The organism is Enterobacter cloacae complex sp. IR53041, from assembly GCF_049238285.1.
In the GTDB taxonomy this organism is placed as follows: domain Bacteria; phylum Pseudomonadota; class Gammaproteobacteria; order Enterobacterales; family Enterobacteriaceae; genus Enterobacter; species Enterobacter roggenkampii.
On record NZ_JBMKHB010000002.1, the window covers coordinates 220,810 to 239,633 of the forward strand.

An 18,824-nucleotide genomic window follows, 5' to 3' on the forward strand; every position below is an offset into this window, starting at 1 on the left:
TGCCGCCTTCCTGTGACTCGAACTATTTAGGGTAACAACAACACACAGGAACCACATCATGAAAAAGACACTGACACTGATCGCCGCTGCAACCCTGAGCGCCCTGAGCTTCGCCTCCTGGGCCGACACCCTGACCGTGGGGGCGTCCAACACGCCGCATGCGGAAATTCTGGAGCAGGCAAAGCCGATTCTGGCGAAGCAGGGTATCGACCTGGAGATTAAACCGTTCCAGGACTACATCCTGCCGAACACCGCGCTGGCGGGTCATGACATCGACGCGAACTATTTCCAGCACATTCCTTACCTGAACAGCGTGCTGAAAGATCATGCGGGCGATAAGGACTACGATTTTGTCAGTGCGGGCGCGATCCACATTGAACCAATCGGCATCTACTCCAAAAAATACAAGTCGCTGAAAGACCTGCCGGAAGGTGGCAAGATCATCATGCGTGACGCGGTTTCTGAAGAGGGTCGTATTCTTTCCATCTTCGAGAAAGAGGGCGTGATCAAGCTGAAGCCGGGCATCGATAAAGTGACCGCGCGCATCAGCGACATCGTCGAGAACCCGAAAAAGCTGAAGTTCACGCCTAACGTTGAAGCGTCTCTGCTGCCGCAGATGTACAACAACAACGAAGGCGATGCGGTGGTGATTAACGCCAACTACGCGATTGACGCCGGTCTGGATCCGGTTCACGACCCGATTGCGGTTGAGAGCGGTGAAAACAACCCGTATGCCAACATCATCACCGTGCATCGCGGTGACGAGAAGAAGAAAGACATCGTCGCGCTGGTGAACGTGCTGCACTCGAAAGAGATTCAGGACTGGATCCGCACCAAGTACAAAGGCGCGGTCATTCCAGTAAACAACTAATTAGCTGATTTTACAGATGAAGCCCGGCGAGTTTCTCGCCGGGCTTCTTTTTTGTATCCGGCAGGAGAATCATTTAAGCTCAACGTTTAACAGGCAATGGAGTGATGACGATGGGTAACGTGACCAAAGATGAAGCGCTGTATCAGGAGATGTGCCGGGTGGTCGGGAAGGTCGTGCTTGAGATGCGAGATTTAGGGCAGGAGCCAAAGCATATTGTCATTGCCGGGGTACTGCGTACCGCGCTGGCGAACCAGCGCGTGAAACGCAGTGCATTGACAACCGAGGCAATGGAAACGGTGGTTAAAGCGCTGGCCGGGTAAGGCGCCAGCGTTTCGCAAGCTGCTCGAGCGAGCAGCAGAGCAGGTAGTAGACCACGCCCGTAAAGATAAAAATGGCCGCCGGGTAGATTTGCACCCGGTTGTTGACCTGTCCCGCCACCGTGGTCAGCTCCGGGACGTTCACGATAAACGCCAGCGACGTATCCTTCAGCAGGCTGATAAAAATCCCCACCAGCGACGGCAGAATATTCCTCAGCGCCTGCGGCAGCAGCACGCGCCACAGGGTTTGCTGCGTGCTGAATCCCTGTGACAGCGCGGCTTCGTACTGCCCGGTCGGCAGCGCGCTCAGCCCGGCCAGGACCGAGTGCATCACGGTGGCCGCCGTAAACCAGGCCAGCGCCAGCGTGACGGTCAGCGCTCCCGGCAGATCGCCCCCGGTCATGAGCGGCAGGAGATACCACATCCAGAAAATCACGAAGATGAGCGGGATCCCGCGAATCAGCTCTGCCCATAAAAAGAGGGCTTTGCGCACGAGCCCGGTAAAGCGCCAGGCCAGGCACGCGAGCGCAATCCCCGCGGGCAGGGCGATAACGGCTGCTCCAGTCGCCATCATCAGCGAGAGCAACACGCCCCCCGGTTCACCGGCTGCCGCGCGTCCCCACAGCAGATAATCGAGGTTATCGGTGATGACATTAAGTCCGGCAATCATGTTTTTCACTCCCTGCGGTGACGACGATCGGACGTTTACGTTTCGCCTGCGGCCCAAGGCGAACCAGCACCATTCCCATGACCAGACCGGTCAGGAGATAGAGTGCGGTACCGAGGGTAAATGCCTCCAGCGCGTGCGCGTTATAGCTTTCGATCTGCCTGACCTGATAGGTTAGCTCGGCGAAGCCAATCCCGCTGGCGAGCGAGGAGAGCTTCATCAGGTTGAGATACTGGCCCACGACGGGCTGCCAGGCGTTAGCCAGCCCCTGCGGCAGCAGGATGTAGCGAAACACGCGCCATGCTGAGAATCCCTGGGCCAGCGCCGCCTCCCGTTGCCCGACTGGCACAGAACGCAACCCGGCTTCCACTTCTTCGATTAAAAACGCCGAGGTAAAAACGCCCAGCCCCCAGGCAGAGCATAAAAATTCGGGCGTAAACCACCAGACGTCGCCGGGCAGAATGGACCAGCTGTGATCGGCGTTGACCGCGTCGCGAAACGCCTGCGGCAGCCCGTTCCAGGCGGCAAAATACCAGAACAGCAGCTGAACCAGCAGCGGGGTATTGCGAAACAGCGATACCCAGCCGCTGACGAGCGCTTTCCCGACGCGTCCGCCGGACAGGCGCAGGAGCATAAAGAGCAGTGCGAGCAGGCTGGCCAGCGCGATCCCCGCCAGCGTCACCCACAGGGTGGTGAGAAATCCGGAAAGTATCCACTGCAGAGGCTGTCCGGTCAGTACTCCCTGCCAGTCGAGCGCGGGCATTACAGATGCTCCTGATGCAGCGGGTCCAGCACCTTTTGCAGGAACCGCTGCGCGCGCGGATGCGCTGGCTGGCTGAAAAACTGTGCCGGCGGCGCGGTTTCCAGAATGTGCCCGCCGTCGATAAAGACAATCCGGTCGGCGATTTCCCGGGCAAACTGCATCTCGTGGGTCACCACGATCATCGTGATCCCGCTGTGGGCGAGGGCTTTCATCACAAACAGCACTTCACCAATCATCTCGGGATCGAGTGCCGACGTCGGCTCGTCAAAGAGAATGATTTGCGGTGACGAGGCCAGGGCGCGGGCAATCGCCACCCGCTGCTGCTGTCCACCGGAAAGCTCAGCCGGGTAATGGTGGGCTTTTTCCAGCATCCCGACTTTCTCCAGCAGGGCCAGCGCGCGCGCCTGAGCGGGCAGCGGCTTCCAGCCGTGGACGTGCTCAAGCGCCAGGGTGATGTTCTGGCTGGCGGTGAGGTGGGCATAAAGATTGAACTGCTGAAACACAAACCCCACGCGGCTTCGCAGCTGGCGCAGCCCGCTACCGGAGAGCTTTCCGGTAGGCTTGTTGTCGACCAGGATCTCCCCGCCGCTCAGGGGTTCAAGCTGGTTGATAAGACGAATCAGGGTGGATTTACCGGAACCCGACGGGCCGAGGATGGCCACCACTTCACCGGGCGTGATGGTGAGGTTAATGTCGTTTAAAACCTGATGGTCACCGTAGCGTTTGTCCACGTGGCGAAACTCGACGCTGGCCTGTTCCAGATGTGAAAAATCCGCGGCACCGGCCGCGGAGTGGGAAAATAAACCTGAGAGCATCATTATCTGGCTTCTATTTTAAAGGCGCGGGGCTGTGGAGCAGGGGTGCCAGGACCAAACCAGACGTCGTAGATTTTAGCCGCCTGACCAGTCTTCTCGAGATTGACCAGCTCATCGTTGACGGCTTTCAGCAGCGCCGTTTCACCTTTTTTCACCCCGACGCCAATCTCTTCTTTGCTCAGCAGGTCGGGCAGGATTTTGAAGTTGGCTTTGTCCGGCGCCTGCGCCAGCAGACCGGCCAGAATGGTGCTGTCCTGAGTGATGGCCTGTACGTTGCCGTTGCGCAGCGCGGTCAGCGCCAGCGGAATATCGTCATAAGAGAGGACGCGGGACTGCGGGAAGCGCTGGTGCAGCGCCTGCTCGCCCGTCGTGCCTTTGACTGCGCCAATGCGCGCCCGGCTGTAGTCATCGAGCTTGTCCGGGGATTTCGCCGGAACGAGGAACTGCTGGCCGGTAACGAAGTAAGGCGTCGAGAAATCAATCACCTGCGCGCGTTCTGGGGTGATGGTGATATCCGCCACGATCAGGTCCGCCTTCCCGGACTGCAGCAGCGGAATGCGGTTGGCCGGATTGGTGGCAACCAGTTCAAGCTTCACGCCGAGCGAGGTTGCCAGCGCTTTGGCGAAGTCCACGTCGTAACCCACGATCTCATGCGTTTTGGCATCAATCGAGCCAAACGGTGGGTTGGCATCAAACGTGGCGACTTTCACCACCCCTGCTGCCTTGATATCCGCCAGCTGATCGGCCTGCGCCTGCGCTGAAAACAGGCCCCAGGCTGCCACTACGCCCAGAACCAGCGTCCGTTTTTTAAACCCTTTCATTTTTGCTGCCATAGTCATACGCCATCCCGTTGTTTTTGTTTTACCCCGTTACGCTCCCATAAGGGAAAGCTATCGCCAAATAAGAAATCGTTCTTTGCTATGAGCAAAAAAGCATTAGTGAACAAGGTGTTAATGAAGCGTGAAAAGGACGGGGCGCTATTTGCAGATCCTGCACATCGACAGTGGATTTTGGTATTTCCCCTGCACGGGAGTGGGGTGCTTAACTGAAGGCAGATACGGCGAGAGAGGGTAAGACGATGAAAAAATGGATCAGCACGTTACGGCGGTTTTTTGCGACCCGACCAGCGAATGCGGAGAACAGCGCGCAACGTGTTCTTGAGTCGATACTGCCTGTCGCCAGCCTGTATGGCGTAGACGTTGCCAACATTGACCCGGAGTGGTTCCATGATAAAACGCCACGCTGAACTGCGCCGCACGCGCGAAACGTACTGGAATGAGGTGTGCGTGACGTCTGTAAAGCCTCAAAAGACGGAAAAGTACGCTCTGAATCATTCGGTTAATTAGCCCGCTTTTGTTACCAATGTGTCCTTTCAGTCATGGAGAAAATGATGAAACGGACCACGTTAACACGCGCGCTTTCTGTCCCTGCGCTACTTTTCACAATTCATGCGGCACACGCCGCACCGCAGGCGCATGTTGTTTGCGGCTATTCCCATACCCTTGGCGATGACGCCATTATGATGTACGGCATGCCCAACGAGGCCATGCTGCACGACTTCTTCGGCAACGTGCGAACGGATGCTGACTCCAGCCGTGAATCCCTGCGCCGGGATGAAAAGACCACCTGCGATAACAAAGCCGACAGCTCTGCCTACTGGGCACCTTCGCTTCGCCTGCCTGACGGCACGGTCGTCAAACCGGCGTATCAAAAAACCTATTATCAGGCATCGAACGTGGACGCCTGGCCGCTACACCCTTTCCCGGCGGGGCTGTCGCTGCTGGCGGGCGACCATCACGGTAGTGCGCCGAATCCACATATCACCTTTTTATGTGCCAACGGCAAGGGTTACACCACCAAAACCGGTGAGGTCTGCGGCTTGCGCAAGGCGAACGATGCCGTGCAGTTTAATATCGGCATTCAGTTTCCTAACTGCTGGGATGGAGTGAACCTGAAGCCTGCCCATGGTCTGATTAACGCCACCTACGACGTCAAGGGGCAGTGCCCGTCCACCTTCCCGGTGAAAATTCCCACCGTGAACATGAACATTGCTTACGTACTCCCGACGATTAGCTCGCTTGATACCAGCAAAGTGCAGCTCTCCATGGACCCCATCATGCACGGCGATGAGCGAGAAGAGCGGTGGGGTAGCCTGTATACGGCGCATGCAGATTTCATGAACGGCTGGACGGAAGACGCCGCGCGCTTTATGACGGACCTGTGCATGAACCGCGGGTTAGATTGTGGCACCACCGTCCCGTATGGTTATTCCAGAGCGAAGGCCAACGTCTGGCTCAGCAGCCTGGAGCCAGACCTCTCCCAGCCCGAACCGCAGGTTTTACTGGTGCAGGATAACTGGCAGAACGGGGGACGCACGAAAAACAGCGAAACGCTGTCGCTGGTGAAGTTCCACATTCCCCCTCTGCCTGCCGGGCAGGATCCTTCGCAGTTTACATACCGCGTGCGGATTTATGGCGGCAAAGTGGAAACTAACGGTGCCGATCAGATCTTCTTCTATCCGGCCAGCAATGACTGGGATCCAGCTACCGTAAGATGGGCCTCGCGTCCGGCCTGTAACTATCGCTCCGACGCAGTGCTCTATCTGAACCATTCTCGTGAATACCGGATGGTGAACGTGGACAAAGCCGTGCGCAAGGCGCTGGCGGAAGGAAAAACCGAAATCTCGTGGTATATCGGCGGTGACCGCCAGGGGAATCATTACCAGTTCGAACCGGCGTCTTCATCAGAAAGCCTGGTTCTGATGCTAACGGGGTTTAAAAAGACGCCTGAGCTGTAATCTTCCCCGCAATGAAAAAAGCACCGGTTTTCCGGTGCTTTTTTATCAGATCTTGCAGGCGTCGCCGCAGTCGTCGTCGGCAATAATCGCCTGCGCTTTTTTATCCGCATCGTCCAGACGTTCTGCGTTTCGCTCTTCCGCTTCATCCAGACCGTTAAAAACTAAGTTATCGAGATCAATTTCCATGTTGCACCTGCTCTGTTCGGTTTTTGATACTGGCACAGTATAGGGTAAAAAACGCCAGCAATGTACCTCGCAGCACATAAGGATAATCCCTGCCATACTCAGTGCTTTATCACTGAGGAGCGCTCATGATTACACTCTGTAGAACCTGCGGTACTTCCTATGAGGGAACGCCGGAGAGATGTGCCATTTGCGAGGATGAACGTCAGTATGTTCCGGCCAGCGGCCAGGCGTGGATCGATTACGCGACGGTAACGGCGACACACGCCAACAAATGGCAGCAGCTGGAGCCGCAGTTATTCAGTATCAAGACGGTACCCGCTTTTGCCATTAACCAGCGGGCACTGCTCCTGCGTACTCCCCACGGTAACATTCTCTGGGACTGCATCGCCAACCTTGATCCTGCAACCCAAACGCTCATCGCCGCACTCGGCGGCCTTCGCGCGATTGCGATTTCGCATCCGCACTATTACACCACGATGCAGGAGTGGGCCGCGGCTTTCGACGCGCCGGTCTATCTGCACGTAAGCGATAGCGAGTGGGTGATGCGCGACAGCCCGGCGATTCATTTCTGGGATGGCGATGCGCTGGAGATAGTACCGTCGGTTACGCTGCTGCGTCTCGGCGGGCATTTTGCGGGCGGAACGGTACTGCACTGGCAGGAGGGCGAGGGCGTTTTACTGGCGGGAGACATTTTGCAGGTGACCCCAGGGAAAGAGGCCGTGTCGTTCATGTGGAGCTACCCGAATATGCTTCCGCTGCCTGCCCGTACGGTTGAGGACGTTACCCGGCGCCTGGCGGGAAAATCGTTCGCCCGTCTTTACGGCGCGTTCGAAGGGCAGAACATTCCGGCAAACGCCGATGACATCGTGCAGCGGTCGGGCCAGAAATATATTGCTTGTCTCAAGTGAAGCACGGTGGGTAAACTTTGCGAGTGTGATCTCGATCATGCCTAAACGAAAACAGATAAAAGAGAAATTGCTATGCAACATATCATTGAAGGTTTTCTCAGCTTTCAAAAAGAGATTTTCCCGCAACGTAAAGAGCTCTTTCGCAGTTTAGCGTCCAGCCAGAATCCCAAAGCGCTGTTTATCTCCTGCTCCGACAGCCGTCTGGTCCCTGAACTGGTCACCCAGCAAGAGCCGGGACAACTCTTTGTTATTCGTAATGCTGGCAACATTGTTCCACCGTTCGGGCCGGAGCCAGGCGGCGTCTCTGCAACTATCGAGTACGCGGTAGTGGCGCTGGGCGTGACCGACATCGTGATCTGCGGTCACTCCAACTGCGGCGCGATGAAGGCGATTGCCGATAACGCGAACCTGGAGCCGATGCCTGCTGTATCGCACTGGCTGCGCTATTCCGACGCGGCAAAAGCCGTGGTAGAGAAGAAAAGCTGGGATAAGCCGATCGATAAAGTGAATGCGATGGTGCAGGAAAACGTCTTTGCGCAACTCAGCAACATCAAGACCCACCCGTCCGTCGCGGTGGGCCTGCGTAATAACTCGCTTCGCCTGCACGGATGGGTATACGACATTGAAAGCGGCAAAATTCTCGCCCTGGATAAAGCGACGAAAAGCTTCGTCTCGCTGTCTGAAAACCCGGAAGTGTTCTTCGAATAATCTCGCGTTGCAGGGCATGGAAGCCCTGTCAGTTCTCCACGTACGGTAACCGACGCCGTATACCTGAGGCCGGTTTTTCAGCCGCCTTCGCCATCGCTTCTGCAATCTCCGCACACTCTGCCAGCCCCTGAACGAAGGGACGATCGTGCATCAGCCACGGTATTGCGCCGAAGGCGATGCGCCCACGAACCGTTTCTGGCGCTTTTAACGTGTAATCCTCGCCGATATCGGGTATCTCATCGCCGGTCGCTTCCAGCTGTTTTCGCAGCGTCGGGAAGGGCAGATCTTTCGTTTTGAGCGGCTTTTGTCCGCGAGCGTCAATAAATACGTCAAAACGATAGACGGTCTCTTTTGTGGTTATCACCGTTCGATCGCTGCCAACGTCGAGCGTGTAGTCGTCACCGAGCGCGGCCACGCTGATGATGCCGGCTTCGCGAAGCGCGAGCAGCCTGCGGATAGACTGCGGAGGGATGGCGGCATAGTTGTCAATAAATACCCGAGCCAGCCCCTGCCTGAAGCGTTCACCGTCTCGCTCGTCGAGATGGGGGACAATCTCCTGAACGACCTCATGCAGCCGCAGCACGGTGTAGCGCCACGCCACGGTACGGCGTTCGCGTTTATTGCGTTCAACCTCGTTGAGATTCTCTTCCGCCCAGGTAAAGGGGCCATGGCGTTGACGATCCTCAAACCAGGCCTCACGAACAGTGTCCGCATTCAGCGTATGCAGAGACATCTTCTCGCACCACGCCGGATCGGCAAGCTTAAGCTCTTTGACCATCAGGGCAAAAATGCGGTCAAGCAGGCTATCCGGTCCTTTGGCGATCTCGCTTTCCACCACGAATTCGGTCAATACCGACAGCGGCTCGTAAGGAATAGGGCAGTAAAAATCGGCTTCCGGCAGAATACCCGTCCGGGACATCAGCGTAATGTGTAACCCTTCGCTGCCGCTGTCGAGGATGAATTTACCGTCACGAAACGCACCGTGCTGCATCACCACCGCCATAGCCGCGTCCAGGCCGCTCAACGAGGTGCCCATAATGCCCACGCGGCAAGGGGGAATGCGGGCGTCCATCAGGCCGGACCACGGGCTTGGGAAGAACGTGCGCGTGGCTTCATCCTCCTCTGGCCAGACGTGGCCGGTGGCAATAACCGCCAGGTCGAATTTATCCGCTAAGGTGTTGTCATTGACCGAAATCGTCACGCCGGTTGTCGAAGGGATGATGTCGTTGACCTTCGCGGATTCATGGACCTCAACCTGGAACCCCAGCTTTTTCGCCTCTTTTACGATTGAACGAAAGCTGTCGCGAAAATACTCTCCCAACAGGAGTCGGGGCAGGAACTGCCGGTCATGCAGGCTGGCTTTATCCACCTTAAAGCGCGCCAGATGGGCGTCACTCTGTTCCTTGAGCCAGTCGAGGTAGGTCATGAAAATGGGCGGGATTTCAATGCTCGCTATGTTCGCCAGCATCAGCCGGGAATTATCGTCGTCGTTATAGGGCATGCCCACGCCAGCTTCATCGGCCTGTTCAAAGACGGAAACGGAGAGTGGGGTATTGTTATTAAGCAGATGATAAAAGGTGTAAATTCCCGTGGGGCCGGAGCCGATAATCGCGATCTTCTTCATCAACACGTTTCCTGTGTTTTTTCCATAGGAAAAGCGTAGCAGGAGAATAATGATGAAAATAAGGGATTAAGAAAATTCAGGGTAACTGAGGAGAATTTGCACCATTTCAGGACTGAAATGGTGCGTCCGAGTGGACTCGAACCACCGACCCCCACCATGTCAAGGTGGTGCTCTAACCAACTGAGCTACGGACGCAGAATGGTGCGTTCAATTGGACTCGAACCAACGACCCCCACCATGTCAAGGTGGTGCTCTAACCAACTGAGCTATGAACGCAACGTGTTGTCGGTGACAACGGGGACGAATATTAGCGGCACAGCACCGAGGTGGCAAGAGGGAAAATGCAATTTTCTCTCTGATTTCACGCGATTGCTGTATTACCGCGCAAAGTGAAGAGAAAGTAGCCGCCGGGCGGCGGCTACTGCGTATTTAACGTGCAGCGCGTTGCAAAATGATCGTTGATGGCTGGCGCTGCAGGAAGCGCATGCGCAACATCATCATAATTGCCGCCGACGTCAGGCCGATGATAAAGCCCATCCAGAACCCCGCCGGTCCCATGCGGTCAACCACCAGGTCGGTCAGGGCCAGAATATACCCACACGGCAGACCCAGCACCCAGTAGGCGATGAAGGTGATAAAGAAAATGGAACGCGTGTCTTTATAGCCGCGCAGCACCCCGCTGCCAATCACCTGGATGGAGTCCGAAATCTGGTAAATCGCGGCCAGCAGCATCAGGTGCGAGGCCAGCGCGACGACTTCCGGATTGTTGTTGTAGAGCAGGGCAATCTGCTCGCGCAGCGCCACGGTAAAAAGCGCCGTGCAAATGGCCATGCAGACGCCGACGCCCAGTCCGGTGCGCGCGGCGGTTTGCGCATCGAGCGTCGAGCCTTGCCCCAGGCGGAAGCCCACGCGAATCGTCACTGCCGCGGCCAGCGACATCGGCAGGACAAACATCAGGGAGCTGAAGTTGAGCGCAATCTGGTGCCCGGCGACGTCCACAATGCCCAGCGGGGAGACCAGCAGGGCGACCACGGCAAACAGGGTCACCTCAAAGAACAACGCAAGGGCAATCGGCAGCCCTAGCTGCACCAGGCGCGTCATGATGTTCCAGTCCGGCGTGCTGAATCTGTTCTCGTTACGAATATCGCGCATGGAGCGGGCGCGCTTCACGAAGGTAAGCATTGAGAAGAACATGACCCAGTAAACGGCGGCCGTCGCCACGCCGCAGCCGACGCCGCCCAGCTCCGGCATCCCGAAATGACCGTAAATAAAAACATAGTTAACGGGAATGTTGACCAGTAACCCGATAAAGCCCATCACCATGCCGGGCTTGGTTTTCGCCAGACCTTCACACTGGTTACGCGCCACCTGGAAGAAGAGATATCCAGGCGCCCCCCAGAGCAGGGCGCGCAGATAGCCCACGGCTTTGTCCGCCAGGGCCGGGTCAATGTTATGCATAGCGCGAATGATATGGCCCGCGTTCCAGAGCACGACCATGATCAGCACAGAGACAAACCCGGCCAGCCAGAAACCCTGGCGGACCTGATGGGCAATGCGCTCGCGGCGCCCCGAGCCATTGAGCTGAGCGATAACAGGCGTGAGCGCGAGCAGCAGACCGTGGCCGAACAGGATGGCCGGAAGCCAGATTGACGTGCCGATAGCCACGGCCGCCATGTCGGTGGCGCTGTAGCCACCTGCCATTACCGTATCCACAAATCCCATTGCGGTCTGGGCCACTTGCGCGACGATCACCGGTATAGCCAGTGCCAATAACTGGCGCGCTTCATTCATGTACTTCTGCACGTGAACACCTTTATTTTGTAGTTATTTGAGAGACTAAAAAAGCCGCCGAAACGGGCAGCAAGAAGAAAATGCAGGGGGGTGCCAGCTATTGTAGCGGGCTTTAGCTATTTATCTAGTGAAAAAATCGCCAGAAAATGCGCTCCGCTGGCAACCTGTTTTTCCAACTGTTATTGTGGAGGGATTAAACGGTGTCATCACCGTTCGGAAAAAACAGGAGTTGTAAGCATGTTTACTGGTATTGTGCAGGGCACTGCCAAAGTGGTGTCCATTGATGAAAAACCTAATTTCCGTACTCATGTTGTTGAGCTGCCGGAATATATGCTTGAGGGCATCGAAACCGGCGCCTCGATTGCCCATAACGGCTGCTGCCTGACCGTGACCGAAATTAACGGCAACCAGATTAGCTTTGATTTAATGAAAGAGACGCTGCGGATCACTAACCTGGGCGAGCTGGTGGTAGGCGATACCGTCAACGTTGAGCGCGCGGCGAAGTTCAGCGATGAGATTGGCGGCCATTTGATGTCCGGGCACATCATGACCACTGCCGAAGTGGCGAAAATCGTGACCTCGGAAAATAACCGTCAAATCTGGTTTAAAATGCAGGATCCGTCATTAATGAAATACATCCTCTATAAAGGATTTATTGGCATTGACGGGATTAGCCTGACGGTGGGAGAAGTGACGCCAACGCGTTTTTGCGTGCATTTAATTCCTGAAACGCTGCAGCGCACCACGCTGGGTGCCAAAAAACTGGGGCATCGCGTGAATATCGAAATCGATCCGCAAACCCAGGCGGTGGTGGATACGGTTGAACGCGTGCTGGCAGCTAAAGAAGCCGCAATAATAAAGACCGCAGAAGAAGAATAAAAAATAACCCCGGCTATCGGGGTTATTTTTTTAGCGTGCGACACGCAGTCCGTGTTCAATCCCCCGGCTGAATACCACCTGCCAGAGCTGAATATCCCGTGCACGAAACGCCCCCGCGCAGGCATTCAGATAATAGCTAAACATCCGTTTAAATCGTTCTGAATAGTTGTCCGCAATCTCGGGCCAGGCTTTCTGGAAACGTTCATGCCATGCCATTAAGGTGGTGTCGTAGTCTGCGCCAAAGTTATGCCAGTCTTCCATTACGAAATGGGATTCACTGGCGTTGGCAATCTGGCGAACGGACGGTAAACAGCCATTCGGAAAGATATATTTATTGATCCACGGGTCAACGTTGTTGTCGGTCCGCTTAGAGCCGATGGTGTGCAGCAGGAAGAGGCCGTCCGGTTTCAAATTACGATCCACCACCTCAAAGTAGGTGTCGTAGTTTTTTGGCCCCACGTGCTCGAACATGCCGACGGAAACGATCCGGTCGAACTGCTCGTTCAGGTCACGGTAGTCCTGCAGCCGGATATCCACGTCAAGACCCTGACAGCGCTCCCGCGCCATTTTTTGCTGTTCCGCTGAGATCGTGACGCCGACCACGCTGACGCCGTAGTGCTTCGCCATAAAATACGCCAGCCCGCCCCAGCCGCAGCCGATATCCAGCACGCGCATGCCGGGCTGTAGCTGCAGCTTCTCGCTGATCAGGCGCAACTTGGCCTGCTGTGCTTCCTCAAGCGTCGACGCGTCTTTCCAGTAGGCGCAGGAATATTGCATGAAAGGGTCCAGCATGCGGCTGAACAGGTCGTTGCCGAGATCGTAATGTTCTTTGCCGACGATCCATGCGCGTTTTTTACTTTGCAAGTTAAACAGTCGGGCAGAGGCGACACGCAGGGTGTCTTTCAGATTGCGGGGGAGTTGATTTTCCAGACCGGCACGCAACACGCTGGCAAAAAAGATATCCAGACGTTCGCACTCCCACCAGCCGTCCATATAGCTTTCTCCCAGGCCTAACGATCCTTCCCGCAACACGCGTTTAAAAAAGTCGGGATGTTTTACCTGGGGATCGGATGGCGAAGATCCGTTGATAGTGATGCCTGCTCGACCTAATAGTTCACTGACGATCCGGGACCAGTTGTCGTCCGGAACGCTGACTTCTTCTATACACGATGAACTCATAGCTTCTCCATCACCCTGATGTGATCAGAACCTTCAAACAGCGTAGACGCTTTTTTTGGTTTGTGAGAAATCTCACGGTAAATACCGCGAGGCTAGTATCCGACGTAGAACAGAGGAAGGGAGATAACCCTTGCCGAAATGCCTTCCATGGTAAAACGGGAGCACTCCGGCTCCCGTTAACACTTAATATTTATCGTATTTAATCGAACCAAATTTAGTATAGGCCTCAAAATTTGGTGATTCAATAGAAAATTGTTAGCAACCTAATCACTGAAATGTAACATGATTTCTGGCGCAATCAGGCATGCGAAGTTTCCACCTGCGCGCCGTTATCCTGCTCGCGCTGCGCGGACGCCTGCATGCGGTAACCCAATACCGCCAGCGCTACGGTGAACAGCATCACGCTGGTGGTGGTCAACAGCGGCGTGGCAATCAGTGCTGAGACCACCAGACTTGCGAGGAAGCACAGACCCAGCTGCAGGGTATTTTGCAGCGCGGCGGCGCGGCCTGTCGCCTGCGGGAATGGACGTAATGCCTGTGCCACCACGATCGGGTAGATCGCTCCGTTTGCCACGGCCATCACGCAGAAGGGGACCAAAATTTCAGCCAGACCCGCGCCCGGAATAAACCCGACGGCCCAGGTACCGATGACGCTCAGCGCATAGAGCACCAGCAGCCATGGCAGCATCTGCTGACCTTCCCATTTTTGCAGCGCCGCGCGGCAGCCGTACCCGCCCACCAGGAACGCGATGGTCTGCGGAACATAGCTCAGACCGATGGCCGCCGGGCTGTAGCCCATATCGTGCAGAATAAACGGCGAGCCGGTGAGCCACGCGAAGAAGCTGGCCGAACAGGCGGCATAAATCAGGACATTCCCGCGATACGCTTTGGCGCTCAGCAGGGAGGTGAAGGTAATCGGCGTCGCGTCGGCATGCGCCTCTTTTTTATGCGCGGGCTTAAGGACAAACGCCGGCAGCATCAGCACCAGCGTGATGGCAAACAGCGTGGCAAAAATGGCCTGCCAGTCAAAGTGCGCGAGGATCCAGCTGCCCAGCAGCGGAGCCAGGGCAGGGGAGAGGCCCACCAGCGGCATAATGGTGGCGAAAATACGGTTTGTGCGGTTAGCCGGGTAGTAGTCGGTCACCAGCGCCTGCCAGGTCACCGCCGCGGCACAGACGCCCACGGCCTGAACGAAGCGCAGCACCAGCAGCCAGGTGGCATCGCGCACCCACAGCATCCCCAGGCAGCCCACGGCAAAAATGGCCAGACCCAGCAGCAGTACCGGTTTACGGCCGAAGCGATCCGAGAGCGGTCCCCAGAGCAGCTGGGCGAAAGCAAAACCGGCAAGGAACAGGCTCAGGCTGGCGCTGATGGCCGCGGCAGGGGTTTGCAGGTCTTCCTGCATCGCGGCAAACGCGGGCAGGTACATGTCGGTGGCCAAAAAGCCCAGCACGCTTAAGCCGCCGAGCCAGACTAAAAATCCTTTCCTGGGTTGCATTCTTTTATTCTCCTGAGGAGGCAGGTGTACGTTGGCGCAGAGTGTAGGGAGTGCAAAGCGGCTTGTGAAACGCTAATATTTGGCGGGTGCATTCAAATTTTTTGCAGGCAGAAAATGTGGTCAGATTATTCTCTTGAAGTGGTCGATGCTGTTGCGCGTAACGGCAGCTTTAGCGGTGCAGCGCAGGAGCTGCACCGCGTCCCTTCGGCCATCAGCTACACGGTGCGTCAGCTTGAGGAGTGGCTGGCGGTTCCGCTGTTTGAACGGCGGCATCGCGACGTGGAATTAACGCCCGCCGGAGCATGGTTTTTGAAAGAAGGGCGTTCTGTTATCAAAAAAATGCAGATCACCCGCGAACAGTGTCAGCAGATCGCCAACGGCTGGCGGGGGCATCTCGCCATCGCGGTAGATAACATCGTGAAGCCGGAACGCACGCGACAAATGATCGTGGATTTCTATCGTCATTTCTCTGACGTCGAGCTACGGGTCTCGCAGGAGGTGTTCAACGGCGTCTGGGATGCGCTGGCGGACGGCAGGGCGGAGATGGCGATTGGCGCGACGCAGGCGATCCCGGTCGGGGGACGTTACGCCTTTCGCGACATGGGTATGCTGAGCTGGAAATGCGTGGTGGCCAGCGATCATCCTCTGGCAGCGATGGAAGGTCCGCTGAGCGACGATACGCTGCGCAACTGGCCGTCGCTGGTGCTGGAGGATACGTCCCGTTCATTGCCCAAGCGTATCACCTGGCTTCTGGATAACCAGCGGCGGGTGGTGGCTCCTGACTGGGAATCATCGGCGACGTGCCTCAGCGCCGGGCTGTGCGTCGCGATGGTGCCCGCTCATTTTGCGCGTCCACGCATCGATACCGGAGAATGGGTTGAACTGACGCTGGAGAATCCGTTCCCGGACGCAGCCTGCTGCCTGACCTGGCAACAAAATGATGTCTCGCCCGCCATGGCCTGGCTGCTGGATTATCTGGGAGACAGCGAAACCCTAAACCGGGAATGGTTACGGGAGCCAGCGTAGCTGGCCCCGTCAAGGGATTAACGACGGTAGTCGCGGAACGGACCGTCCGCAACGGAACGGCGTTCAATCAGGCGCGGGTGAACTTCAATGGACTGCGACTCTTCGCGTTTGTTGACGATCCTGTCCAACAGCATATTGAAGGCCGTTTCGCCCAGCGAATCTTTTGGCTGGTGAATGGTTGTCAGCGCCGGGGTGAAGAAGCGCGCGTTACGCACGTTGTCATACCCGATCACGGAAATATCCTGCGGTACGCGCAGACCCAGCTCATCGGCGGCGCAGAGTGCGCCCATGGCCATGATGTCACCGCCGCAGAAAACGGCGGTCGGGCGGTGCTGCTGGGAAACGATCTGCTGCATCGCGCGGTAGCCTGATTCCGGCTCAAAGTCGCCCTGCACGATCCAGTTTTCCGGCACGGTGATCAGCGCTTCTTCCATTGCTTTCATAAAACCGGCCAGACGGCCCGCGCCGGTGTTACGCTCCAGCGGACCGGGGATCACGCCAATCTCGCGGTGACCGCGTTCGATCAGGTAACGACCCGCCATGTAACCGCCTTCGAAGGCGTTGTCGATAACGGAGTCGGTGAAGTCCGCGCGCGCTTCACCCCAGTCCATGACCACCATGGGGATATGGCGATACTCTTCCAGCATTGACAGCACGGATTCCGGGTACTCGGAACACATGACCAGCAGGCCATCGACGCGCTTTTGCGCCATCATCGACAGGTAGGCGCGCTGTTTTTCTATGCTGTTCCACGCGTTGCCCAGAATCAGGGTATAGCCTTTCTGAAAGCAGTTCTTCTCTACCGCTTCAATGATCTCGGCAAAATAGGCCGCTTCACTGCTGGTCGCCAGCAATCCAATGGATTTGGTGTGATTAACCTTGAGGCTGCGCGCAACCGCACTTGGCGAATAGTGCAGCTCTTTGATCGCAGCCCAGACGGCGTTGCGCGTCTCTTCCGCCACGAAGCGGGTTTTGTTAATTACATGTGATACGGTTGTAGTGGAAACGTTTGCGCGTTTTGCTACGTCTTTAATTGTTGCCATTAAATGTCACTCCAGACCATATCCTAAACTCCTGAAAAACTTGAAGGTAAACGTTTGCCTTCTCTCACCCTTATCACGCAATCTTGAATTGCGGCACGCCGGGAAAACGACACGGGACGTCAGGAGGGGGTCAATGGCCGGTACGCTAATAAATTTAGCGTGGAATTTTGTCCTATCTTGATGAAAAGGGGAAGAGGTAAAGTGTTTATCAGCCTAAATCCAGGAAGATTTTTGACGTAAATTATGCAAAAATGAGCAGGCTCACTTTTCGTGGGGGGATTAAAAGGAGAAAAATTGATGAGTTCCGATCTGAAGTTTTCGCTGTTCACCACCGTGGTTGTGCTGGCTCTGATTGTCGCGGCGGGTCTGACGGCCGCGCTGCACTGATTTACGCGGAGGGAGAGCCTTCTCCCTCCCGCTATCCCCGATTGTTACTCCTAAGGCAAAAATCTTTTGCCATTTTGTTAACTTCTCATTTTTTGTGATTGATGTCATGCTTTCCGCTTCTTTGTTCTGTGTCACCACATGACACGGCATCCGGAGTTGACGCATGAAAATCAATTTTCCCCTGCTGGCCCTGGCGATTGGCGCTTTTGGGATTGGCACCACTGAATTTTCCCCGATGGGGTTACTGCCCGTTATCGCCCGCGGCGTGGACGTCTCGATCCCTGCGGCCGGCATGTTAATCAGCGCCTACGCCATTGGCGTGATGGTGGGGGCGCCGCTGATGACGCTTCTTCTTTCACACCGCGCGCGCCGCAATGCGCTGATTTTCCTGATGGCGATTTTCACCCTCGGCAACGTGCTTTCGGCCATTTCGCCGGACTACACCACGTTGATGCTGTCGCGTATTCTGACCAGCCTTAACCACGGCGCGTTCTTTGGGCTGGGGTCGGTTGTGGCGGCAAGCGTTGTGCCGAAACACAAGCAGGCCAGCGCCGTAGCCACCATGTTTATGGGCCTGACCATCACTAACATCGGCGGCGTTCCTGCGGCAACCTGGCTGGGCGAGGTCATTGGCTGGCGGATGTCCTTCCTGGCGACGGCCGGACTGGGCGTGGTCGCGATGGTGGCCTTGTTCTTCTCCCTGCCAAAGGGCAGCGCCGGAGAACGTCCGGAAGTGCGTAAGGAGCTGGCGGTGCTGATGCGCCCGCAGGTGCTCTCCGCGCTGCTGACCACCGTGCTGGGGGCAGGGGCGATGTTTACCCTCTACACCTATATTTCACCGGTGTTGCACGATATCACCCACGCAACGCCTCTCTTCGTTACCGCGATGCTGGTGCTGATTGGCGTGGGCTTCTCGATTGGTAACTATCTCGGCGGGAAATTTGCCGACCGTTCCGTGAGCGGAACGCTGAAGGGCTTCTTAACCCTGCTGATTGTTATCATGATCGCCATTCCGTGGCTGGCGCGTAACGAGTTTGGTGCCGCGATCGCAATGGTCGTCTGGGGGGCTGCAACGTTCGCGGTGGTGCCACCGCTGCAGATGCGCGTGATGCGCGTCGCGCATGAAGCGCCGGGCCTCTCATCCTCGGTCAATATTGGTGCTTTCAACCTGGGCAATGCGCTCGGTGCGGCGGCCGGTGGGGCCGTGATTTCCGGTGGGCTGGGGTACAGTTTTGTGCCGGTGATGGGTGCGATTATTGCCGCGCTCGGTCTGCTGCTGGTGATGATGTCGGGTCGTAAACAGCCAGAAGCAGCCTGCGCTGCGGAATAAACCAAAAACGCAGAAGGGCGAACCCTTCTGCGTGT

General features: G+C 56.5%; 20 protein-coding genes and 2 tRNA genes. 10 read left to right on the forward strand and 12 right to left on the reverse strand.

The annotated features are described in order from the left end of the window. Positions 1–58 precede the first annotated feature (58 nt). Both ACOTXF_RS02550 and fumD read left to right on the forward strand, forming a co-directional pair. Positions 59–871: a MetQ/NlpA family ABC transporter substrate-binding protein gene (locus ACOTXF_RS02550; protein WP_008500616.1), complete on the forward strand. Its 813-nt coding sequence runs from the start codon at positions 59–61 to the stop codon at positions 869–871. Between the two features lie 110 nt (positions 872–981). Further along, the gene (gene fumD / locus ACOTXF_RS02555; RefSeq protein WP_023343959.1) at positions 982–1,191 is read left to right on the forward strand and encodes a fumarate hydratase FumD; all 210 of its coding nucleotides are present in this window, start codon (positions 982–984) and stop codon (positions 1,189–1,191) included. Here the strand turns inward: fumD and ACOTXF_RS02560 are convergent. From ACOTXF_RS02560 to ACOTXF_RS02575, 4 genes are read right to left on the reverse strand one after another with little or no spacing between them, the layout of a single operon-like run. After that, positions 1,172–1,858, reverse strand: coding sequence for an amino acid ABC transporter permease (locus ACOTXF_RS02560; RefSeq protein ID WP_047745178.1), 687 nt, complete (start codon positions 1,856–1,858; stop codon positions 1,172–1,174). The genes fumD and ACOTXF_RS02560 overlap by 20 nt on opposite strands. Further along, on the reverse strand, positions 1,842–2,618 hold the full coding sequence (locus tag ACOTXF_RS02565) for an amino acid ABC transporter permease (RefSeq protein WP_047745177.1): 777 nt from the start codon (positions 2,616–2,618) through the stop codon (positions 1,842–1,844). The genes ACOTXF_RS02560 and ACOTXF_RS02565 overlap by 17 nt, the downstream gene beginning before the upstream one ends. Further along, positions 2,618–3,433, reverse strand: coding sequence for an amino acid ABC transporter ATP-binding protein (locus tag ACOTXF_RS02570; RefSeq protein WP_045353762.1), 816 nt, complete (start codon positions 3,431–3,433; stop codon positions 2,618–2,620). Before ACOTXF_RS02570 ends, ACOTXF_RS02565 begins: the two co-directional genes overlap by 1 nt. A gap of 2 nt (positions 3,434–3,435) precedes the next feature. Then, positions 3,436–4,266: an ABC transporter substrate-binding protein gene (locus ACOTXF_RS02575; protein WP_072253605.1), complete on the reverse strand. Its 831-nt coding sequence runs from the start codon at positions 4,264–4,266 to the stop codon at positions 3,436–3,438. A 245-nt stretch (positions 4,267–4,511) separates the two neighbouring features. Here ACOTXF_RS02575 and ACOTXF_RS02580 point away from each other — a divergent pair, with 245 nt between their 5' ends. Further along, positions 4,512–4,679 carry a hypothetical protein gene (locus tag ACOTXF_RS02580; protein WP_008500610.1) on the forward strand — a complete coding sequence of 56 codons (168 nt, stop codon included), beginning with the start codon at positions 4,512–4,514 and terminating at the stop codon, positions 4,677–4,679. Between the two features lie 144 nt (positions 4,680–4,823). After that, positions 4,824–6,230, forward strand: coding sequence for a DUF1996 domain-containing protein (locus tag ACOTXF_RS02585; protein WP_047745176.1), 1,407 nt, complete (start codon positions 4,824–4,826; stop codon positions 6,228–6,230). Between the two features lie 45 nt (positions 6,231–6,275). Here ACOTXF_RS02585 and ACOTXF_RS02590 read toward each other — a convergent pair whose 3' ends face one another. Continuing rightward, entirely contained in the window at positions 6,276–6,416 is a 141-nt protein-coding gene (locus ACOTXF_RS02590; RefSeq protein ID WP_008500607.1) for a hypothetical protein, read from the reverse strand. 125 nt (positions 6,417–6,541) lie between these two features. On the opposite strand from ACOTXF_RS02590, the gene ACOTXF_RS02595 reads away from it, so the two are divergent. Continuing rightward, entirely contained in the window at positions 6,542–7,324 is a 783-nt protein-coding gene (locus tag ACOTXF_RS02595; RefSeq protein WP_008500606.1) for an MBL fold metallo-hydrolase, read from the forward strand. 72 nt (positions 7,325–7,396) lie between these two features. Further along, the gene (locus tag ACOTXF_RS02600) at positions 7,397–8,032 is read left to right on the forward strand and encodes a carbonic anhydrase (RefSeq protein ID WP_008500605.1); all 636 of its coding nucleotides are present in this window, start codon (positions 7,397–7,399) and stop codon (positions 8,030–8,032) included. A gap of 28 nt (positions 8,033–8,060) precedes the next feature. Here the strand turns inward: ACOTXF_RS02600 and ACOTXF_RS02605 are convergent, their stop codons facing one another. The 4 genes from ACOTXF_RS02605 to mdtK all read right to left on the reverse strand — a co-directional run bounded on the left by ACOTXF_RS02605 (position 8,061) and on the right by mdtK (position 11,459). Beyond that, positions 8,061–9,656 (reverse strand): FAD-NAD(P)-binding protein, encoded by a 1,596-nt coding sequence (locus ACOTXF_RS02605; RefSeq protein ID WP_232926549.1) that lies wholly within the window; start codon positions 9,654–9,656, stop codon positions 8,061–8,063. Positions 9,657–9,774: 118 nt separating this feature from the next. After that, positions 9,775–9,851 (reverse strand) — tRNA-Val (locus ACOTXF_RS02610). Between the two features lie 4 nt (positions 9,852–9,855). Further along, a tRNA-Val gene (locus ACOTXF_RS02615) sits at positions 9,856–9,932 on the reverse strand. A gap of 153 nt (positions 9,933–10,085) precedes the next feature. Further along, the gene (gene mdtK, locus ACOTXF_RS02620) at positions 10,086–11,459 is read right to left on the reverse strand and encodes an MdtK family multidrug efflux MATE transporter (protein ID WP_150319313.1); all 1,374 of its coding nucleotides are present in this window, start codon (positions 11,457–11,459) and stop codon (positions 10,086–10,088) included. Positions 11,460–11,684: 225 nt separating this feature from the next. On the opposite strand from mdtK, the gene ACOTXF_RS02625 reads away from it, so the two are divergent. Next, positions 11,685–12,326, forward strand: a complete 642-nt coding sequence (locus ACOTXF_RS02625; RefSeq protein WP_008500602.1) for a riboflavin synthase — start codon at positions 11,685–11,687, stop codon at positions 12,324–12,326. 30 nt (positions 12,327–12,356) lie between these two features. Here the strand turns inward: ACOTXF_RS02625 and cfa are convergent, their stop codons facing one another. Together cfa and punC are read right to left on the reverse strand one after the other, a co-directional pair. Then, positions 12,357–13,505, reverse strand: coding sequence for a cyclopropane fatty acyl phospholipid synthase (cfa, locus tag ACOTXF_RS02630; RefSeq protein WP_008500601.1), 1,149 nt, complete (start codon positions 13,503–13,505; stop codon positions 12,357–12,359). A 298-nt stretch (positions 13,506–13,803) separates the two neighbouring features. Further along, positions 13,804–15,003 carry a purine nucleoside transporter PunC gene (punC, locus tag ACOTXF_RS02635; protein WP_047745173.1) on the reverse strand — a complete coding sequence of 400 codons (1,200 nt, stop codon included), beginning with the start codon at positions 15,001–15,003 and terminating at the stop codon, positions 13,804–13,806. 114 nt (positions 15,004–15,117) lie between these two features. On the opposite strand from punC, the gene punR reads away from it, so the two are divergent. Beyond that, positions 15,118–16,029, forward strand: a complete 912-nt coding sequence (gene punR, locus ACOTXF_RS02640) for a DNA-binding transcriptional activator PunR (RefSeq protein ID WP_008500598.1) — start codon at positions 15,118–15,120, stop codon at positions 16,027–16,029. Between the two features lie 17 nt (positions 16,030–16,046). Here punR and purR read toward each other — a convergent pair whose 3' ends face one another. Beyond that, on the reverse strand, positions 16,047–17,072 hold the full coding sequence (gene purR, locus ACOTXF_RS02645; protein WP_014883552.1) for an HTH-type transcriptional repressor PurR: 1,026 nt from the start codon (positions 17,070–17,072) through the stop codon (positions 16,047–16,049). A 297-nt stretch (positions 17,073–17,369) separates the two neighbouring features. Here purR and ACOTXF_RS02650 point away from each other — a divergent pair, with 297 nt between their 5' ends. Both ACOTXF_RS02650 and ACOTXF_RS02655 read left to right on the forward strand, forming a co-directional pair. Beyond that, on the forward strand, positions 17,370–17,459 hold the full coding sequence (locus tag ACOTXF_RS02650) for a YnhF family membrane protein (protein WP_008500596.1): 90 nt from the start codon (positions 17,370–17,372) through the stop codon (positions 17,457–17,459). 163 nt (positions 17,460–17,622) lie between these two features. After that, positions 17,623–18,789: an MFS transporter gene (locus ACOTXF_RS02655; RefSeq protein WP_421635253.1), complete on the forward strand. Its 1,167-nt coding sequence runs from the start codon at positions 17,623–17,625 to the stop codon at positions 18,787–18,789. Positions 18,790–18,824 lie beyond the last annotated feature (35 nt).

What these genes read in the sequence shown, in the direction of transcription:
- ACOTXF_RS02585 (WP_047745176.1), top strand. Translation starts at nt 4,824, where the DNA reads ATGAAACGGACCACGTTAACACGCGCGCTTTCTGTCCCTGCGCTACTT.
- ACOTXF_RS02575 (WP_072253605.1), bottom strand. Translation starts at nt 4,266, where the DNA reads ATGGCAGCAAAAATGAAAGGGTTTAAAAAACGGACGCTGGTTCTGGGC.
- ACOTXF_RS02595 (WP_008500606.1), top strand. Translation starts at nt 6,542, where the DNA reads ATGATTACACTCTGTAGAACCTGCGGTACTTCCTATGAGGGAACGCCG.
- ACOTXF_RS02580 (WP_008500610.1), top strand. Translation starts at nt 4,512, where the DNA reads ATGAAAAAATGGATCAGCACGTTACGGCGGTTTTTTGCGACCCGACCA.
- ACOTXF_RS02550 (WP_008500616.1), top strand. Translation starts at nt 59, where the DNA reads ATGAAAAAGACACTGACACTGATCGCCGCTGCAACCCTGAGCGCCCTG.
- ACOTXF_RS02605 (WP_232926549.1), bottom strand. Translation starts at nt 9,656, where the DNA reads ATGAAGAAGATCGCGATTATCGGCTCCGGCCCCACGGGAATTTACACC.
- ACOTXF_RS02655 (WP_421635253.1), top strand. Translation starts at nt 17,623, where the DNA reads ATGAAAATCAATTTTCCCCTGCTGGCCCTGGCGATTGGCGCTTTTGGG.
- ACOTXF_RS02625 (WP_008500602.1), top strand. Translation starts at nt 11,685, where the DNA reads ATGTTTACTGGTATTGTGCAGGGCACTGCCAAAGTGGTGTCCATTGAT.
- fumD (WP_023343959.1), top strand. Translation starts at nt 982, where the DNA reads ATGGGTAACGTGACCAAAGATGAAGCGCTGTATCAGGAGATGTGCCGG.
- ACOTXF_RS02600 (WP_008500605.1), top strand. Translation starts at nt 7,397, where the DNA reads ATGCAACATATCATTGAAGGTTTTCTCAGCTTTCAAAAAGAGATTTTC.
- cfa (WP_008500601.1), bottom strand. Translation starts at nt 13,505, where the DNA reads ATGAGTTCATCGTGTATAGAAGAAGTCAGCGTTCCGGACGACAACTGG.
- punC (WP_047745173.1), bottom strand. Translation starts at nt 15,003, where the DNA reads ATGCAACCCAGGAAAGGATTTTTAGTCTGGCTCGGCGGCTTAAGCGTG.
- ACOTXF_RS02650 (WP_008500596.1), top strand. Translation starts at nt 17,370, where the DNA reads ATGAGTTCCGATCTGAAGTTTTCGCTGTTCACCACCGTGGTTGTGCTG.
- punR (WP_008500598.1), top strand. Translation starts at nt 15,118, where the DNA reads ATGTGGTCAGATTATTCTCTTGAAGTGGTCGATGCTGTTGCGCGTAAC.
- ACOTXF_RS02565 (WP_047745177.1), bottom strand. Translation starts at nt 2,618, where the DNA reads ATGCCCGCGCTCGACTGGCAGGGAGTACTGACCGGACAGCCTCTGCAG.
- purR (WP_014883552.1), bottom strand. Translation starts at nt 17,072, where the DNA reads ATGGCAACAATTAAAGACGTAGCAAAACGCGCAAACGTTTCCACTACA.
- ACOTXF_RS02560 (WP_047745178.1), bottom strand. Translation starts at nt 1,858, where the DNA reads ATGATTGCCGGACTTAATGTCATCACCGATAACCTCGATTATCTGCTG.
- ACOTXF_RS02590 (WP_008500607.1), bottom strand. Translation starts at nt 6,416, where the DNA reads ATGGAAATTGATCTCGATAACTTAGTTTTTAACGGTCTGGATGAAGCG.
- ACOTXF_RS02570 (WP_045353762.1), bottom strand. Translation starts at nt 3,433, where the DNA reads ATGCTCTCAGGTTTATTTTCCCACTCCGCGGCCGGTGCCGCGGATTTT.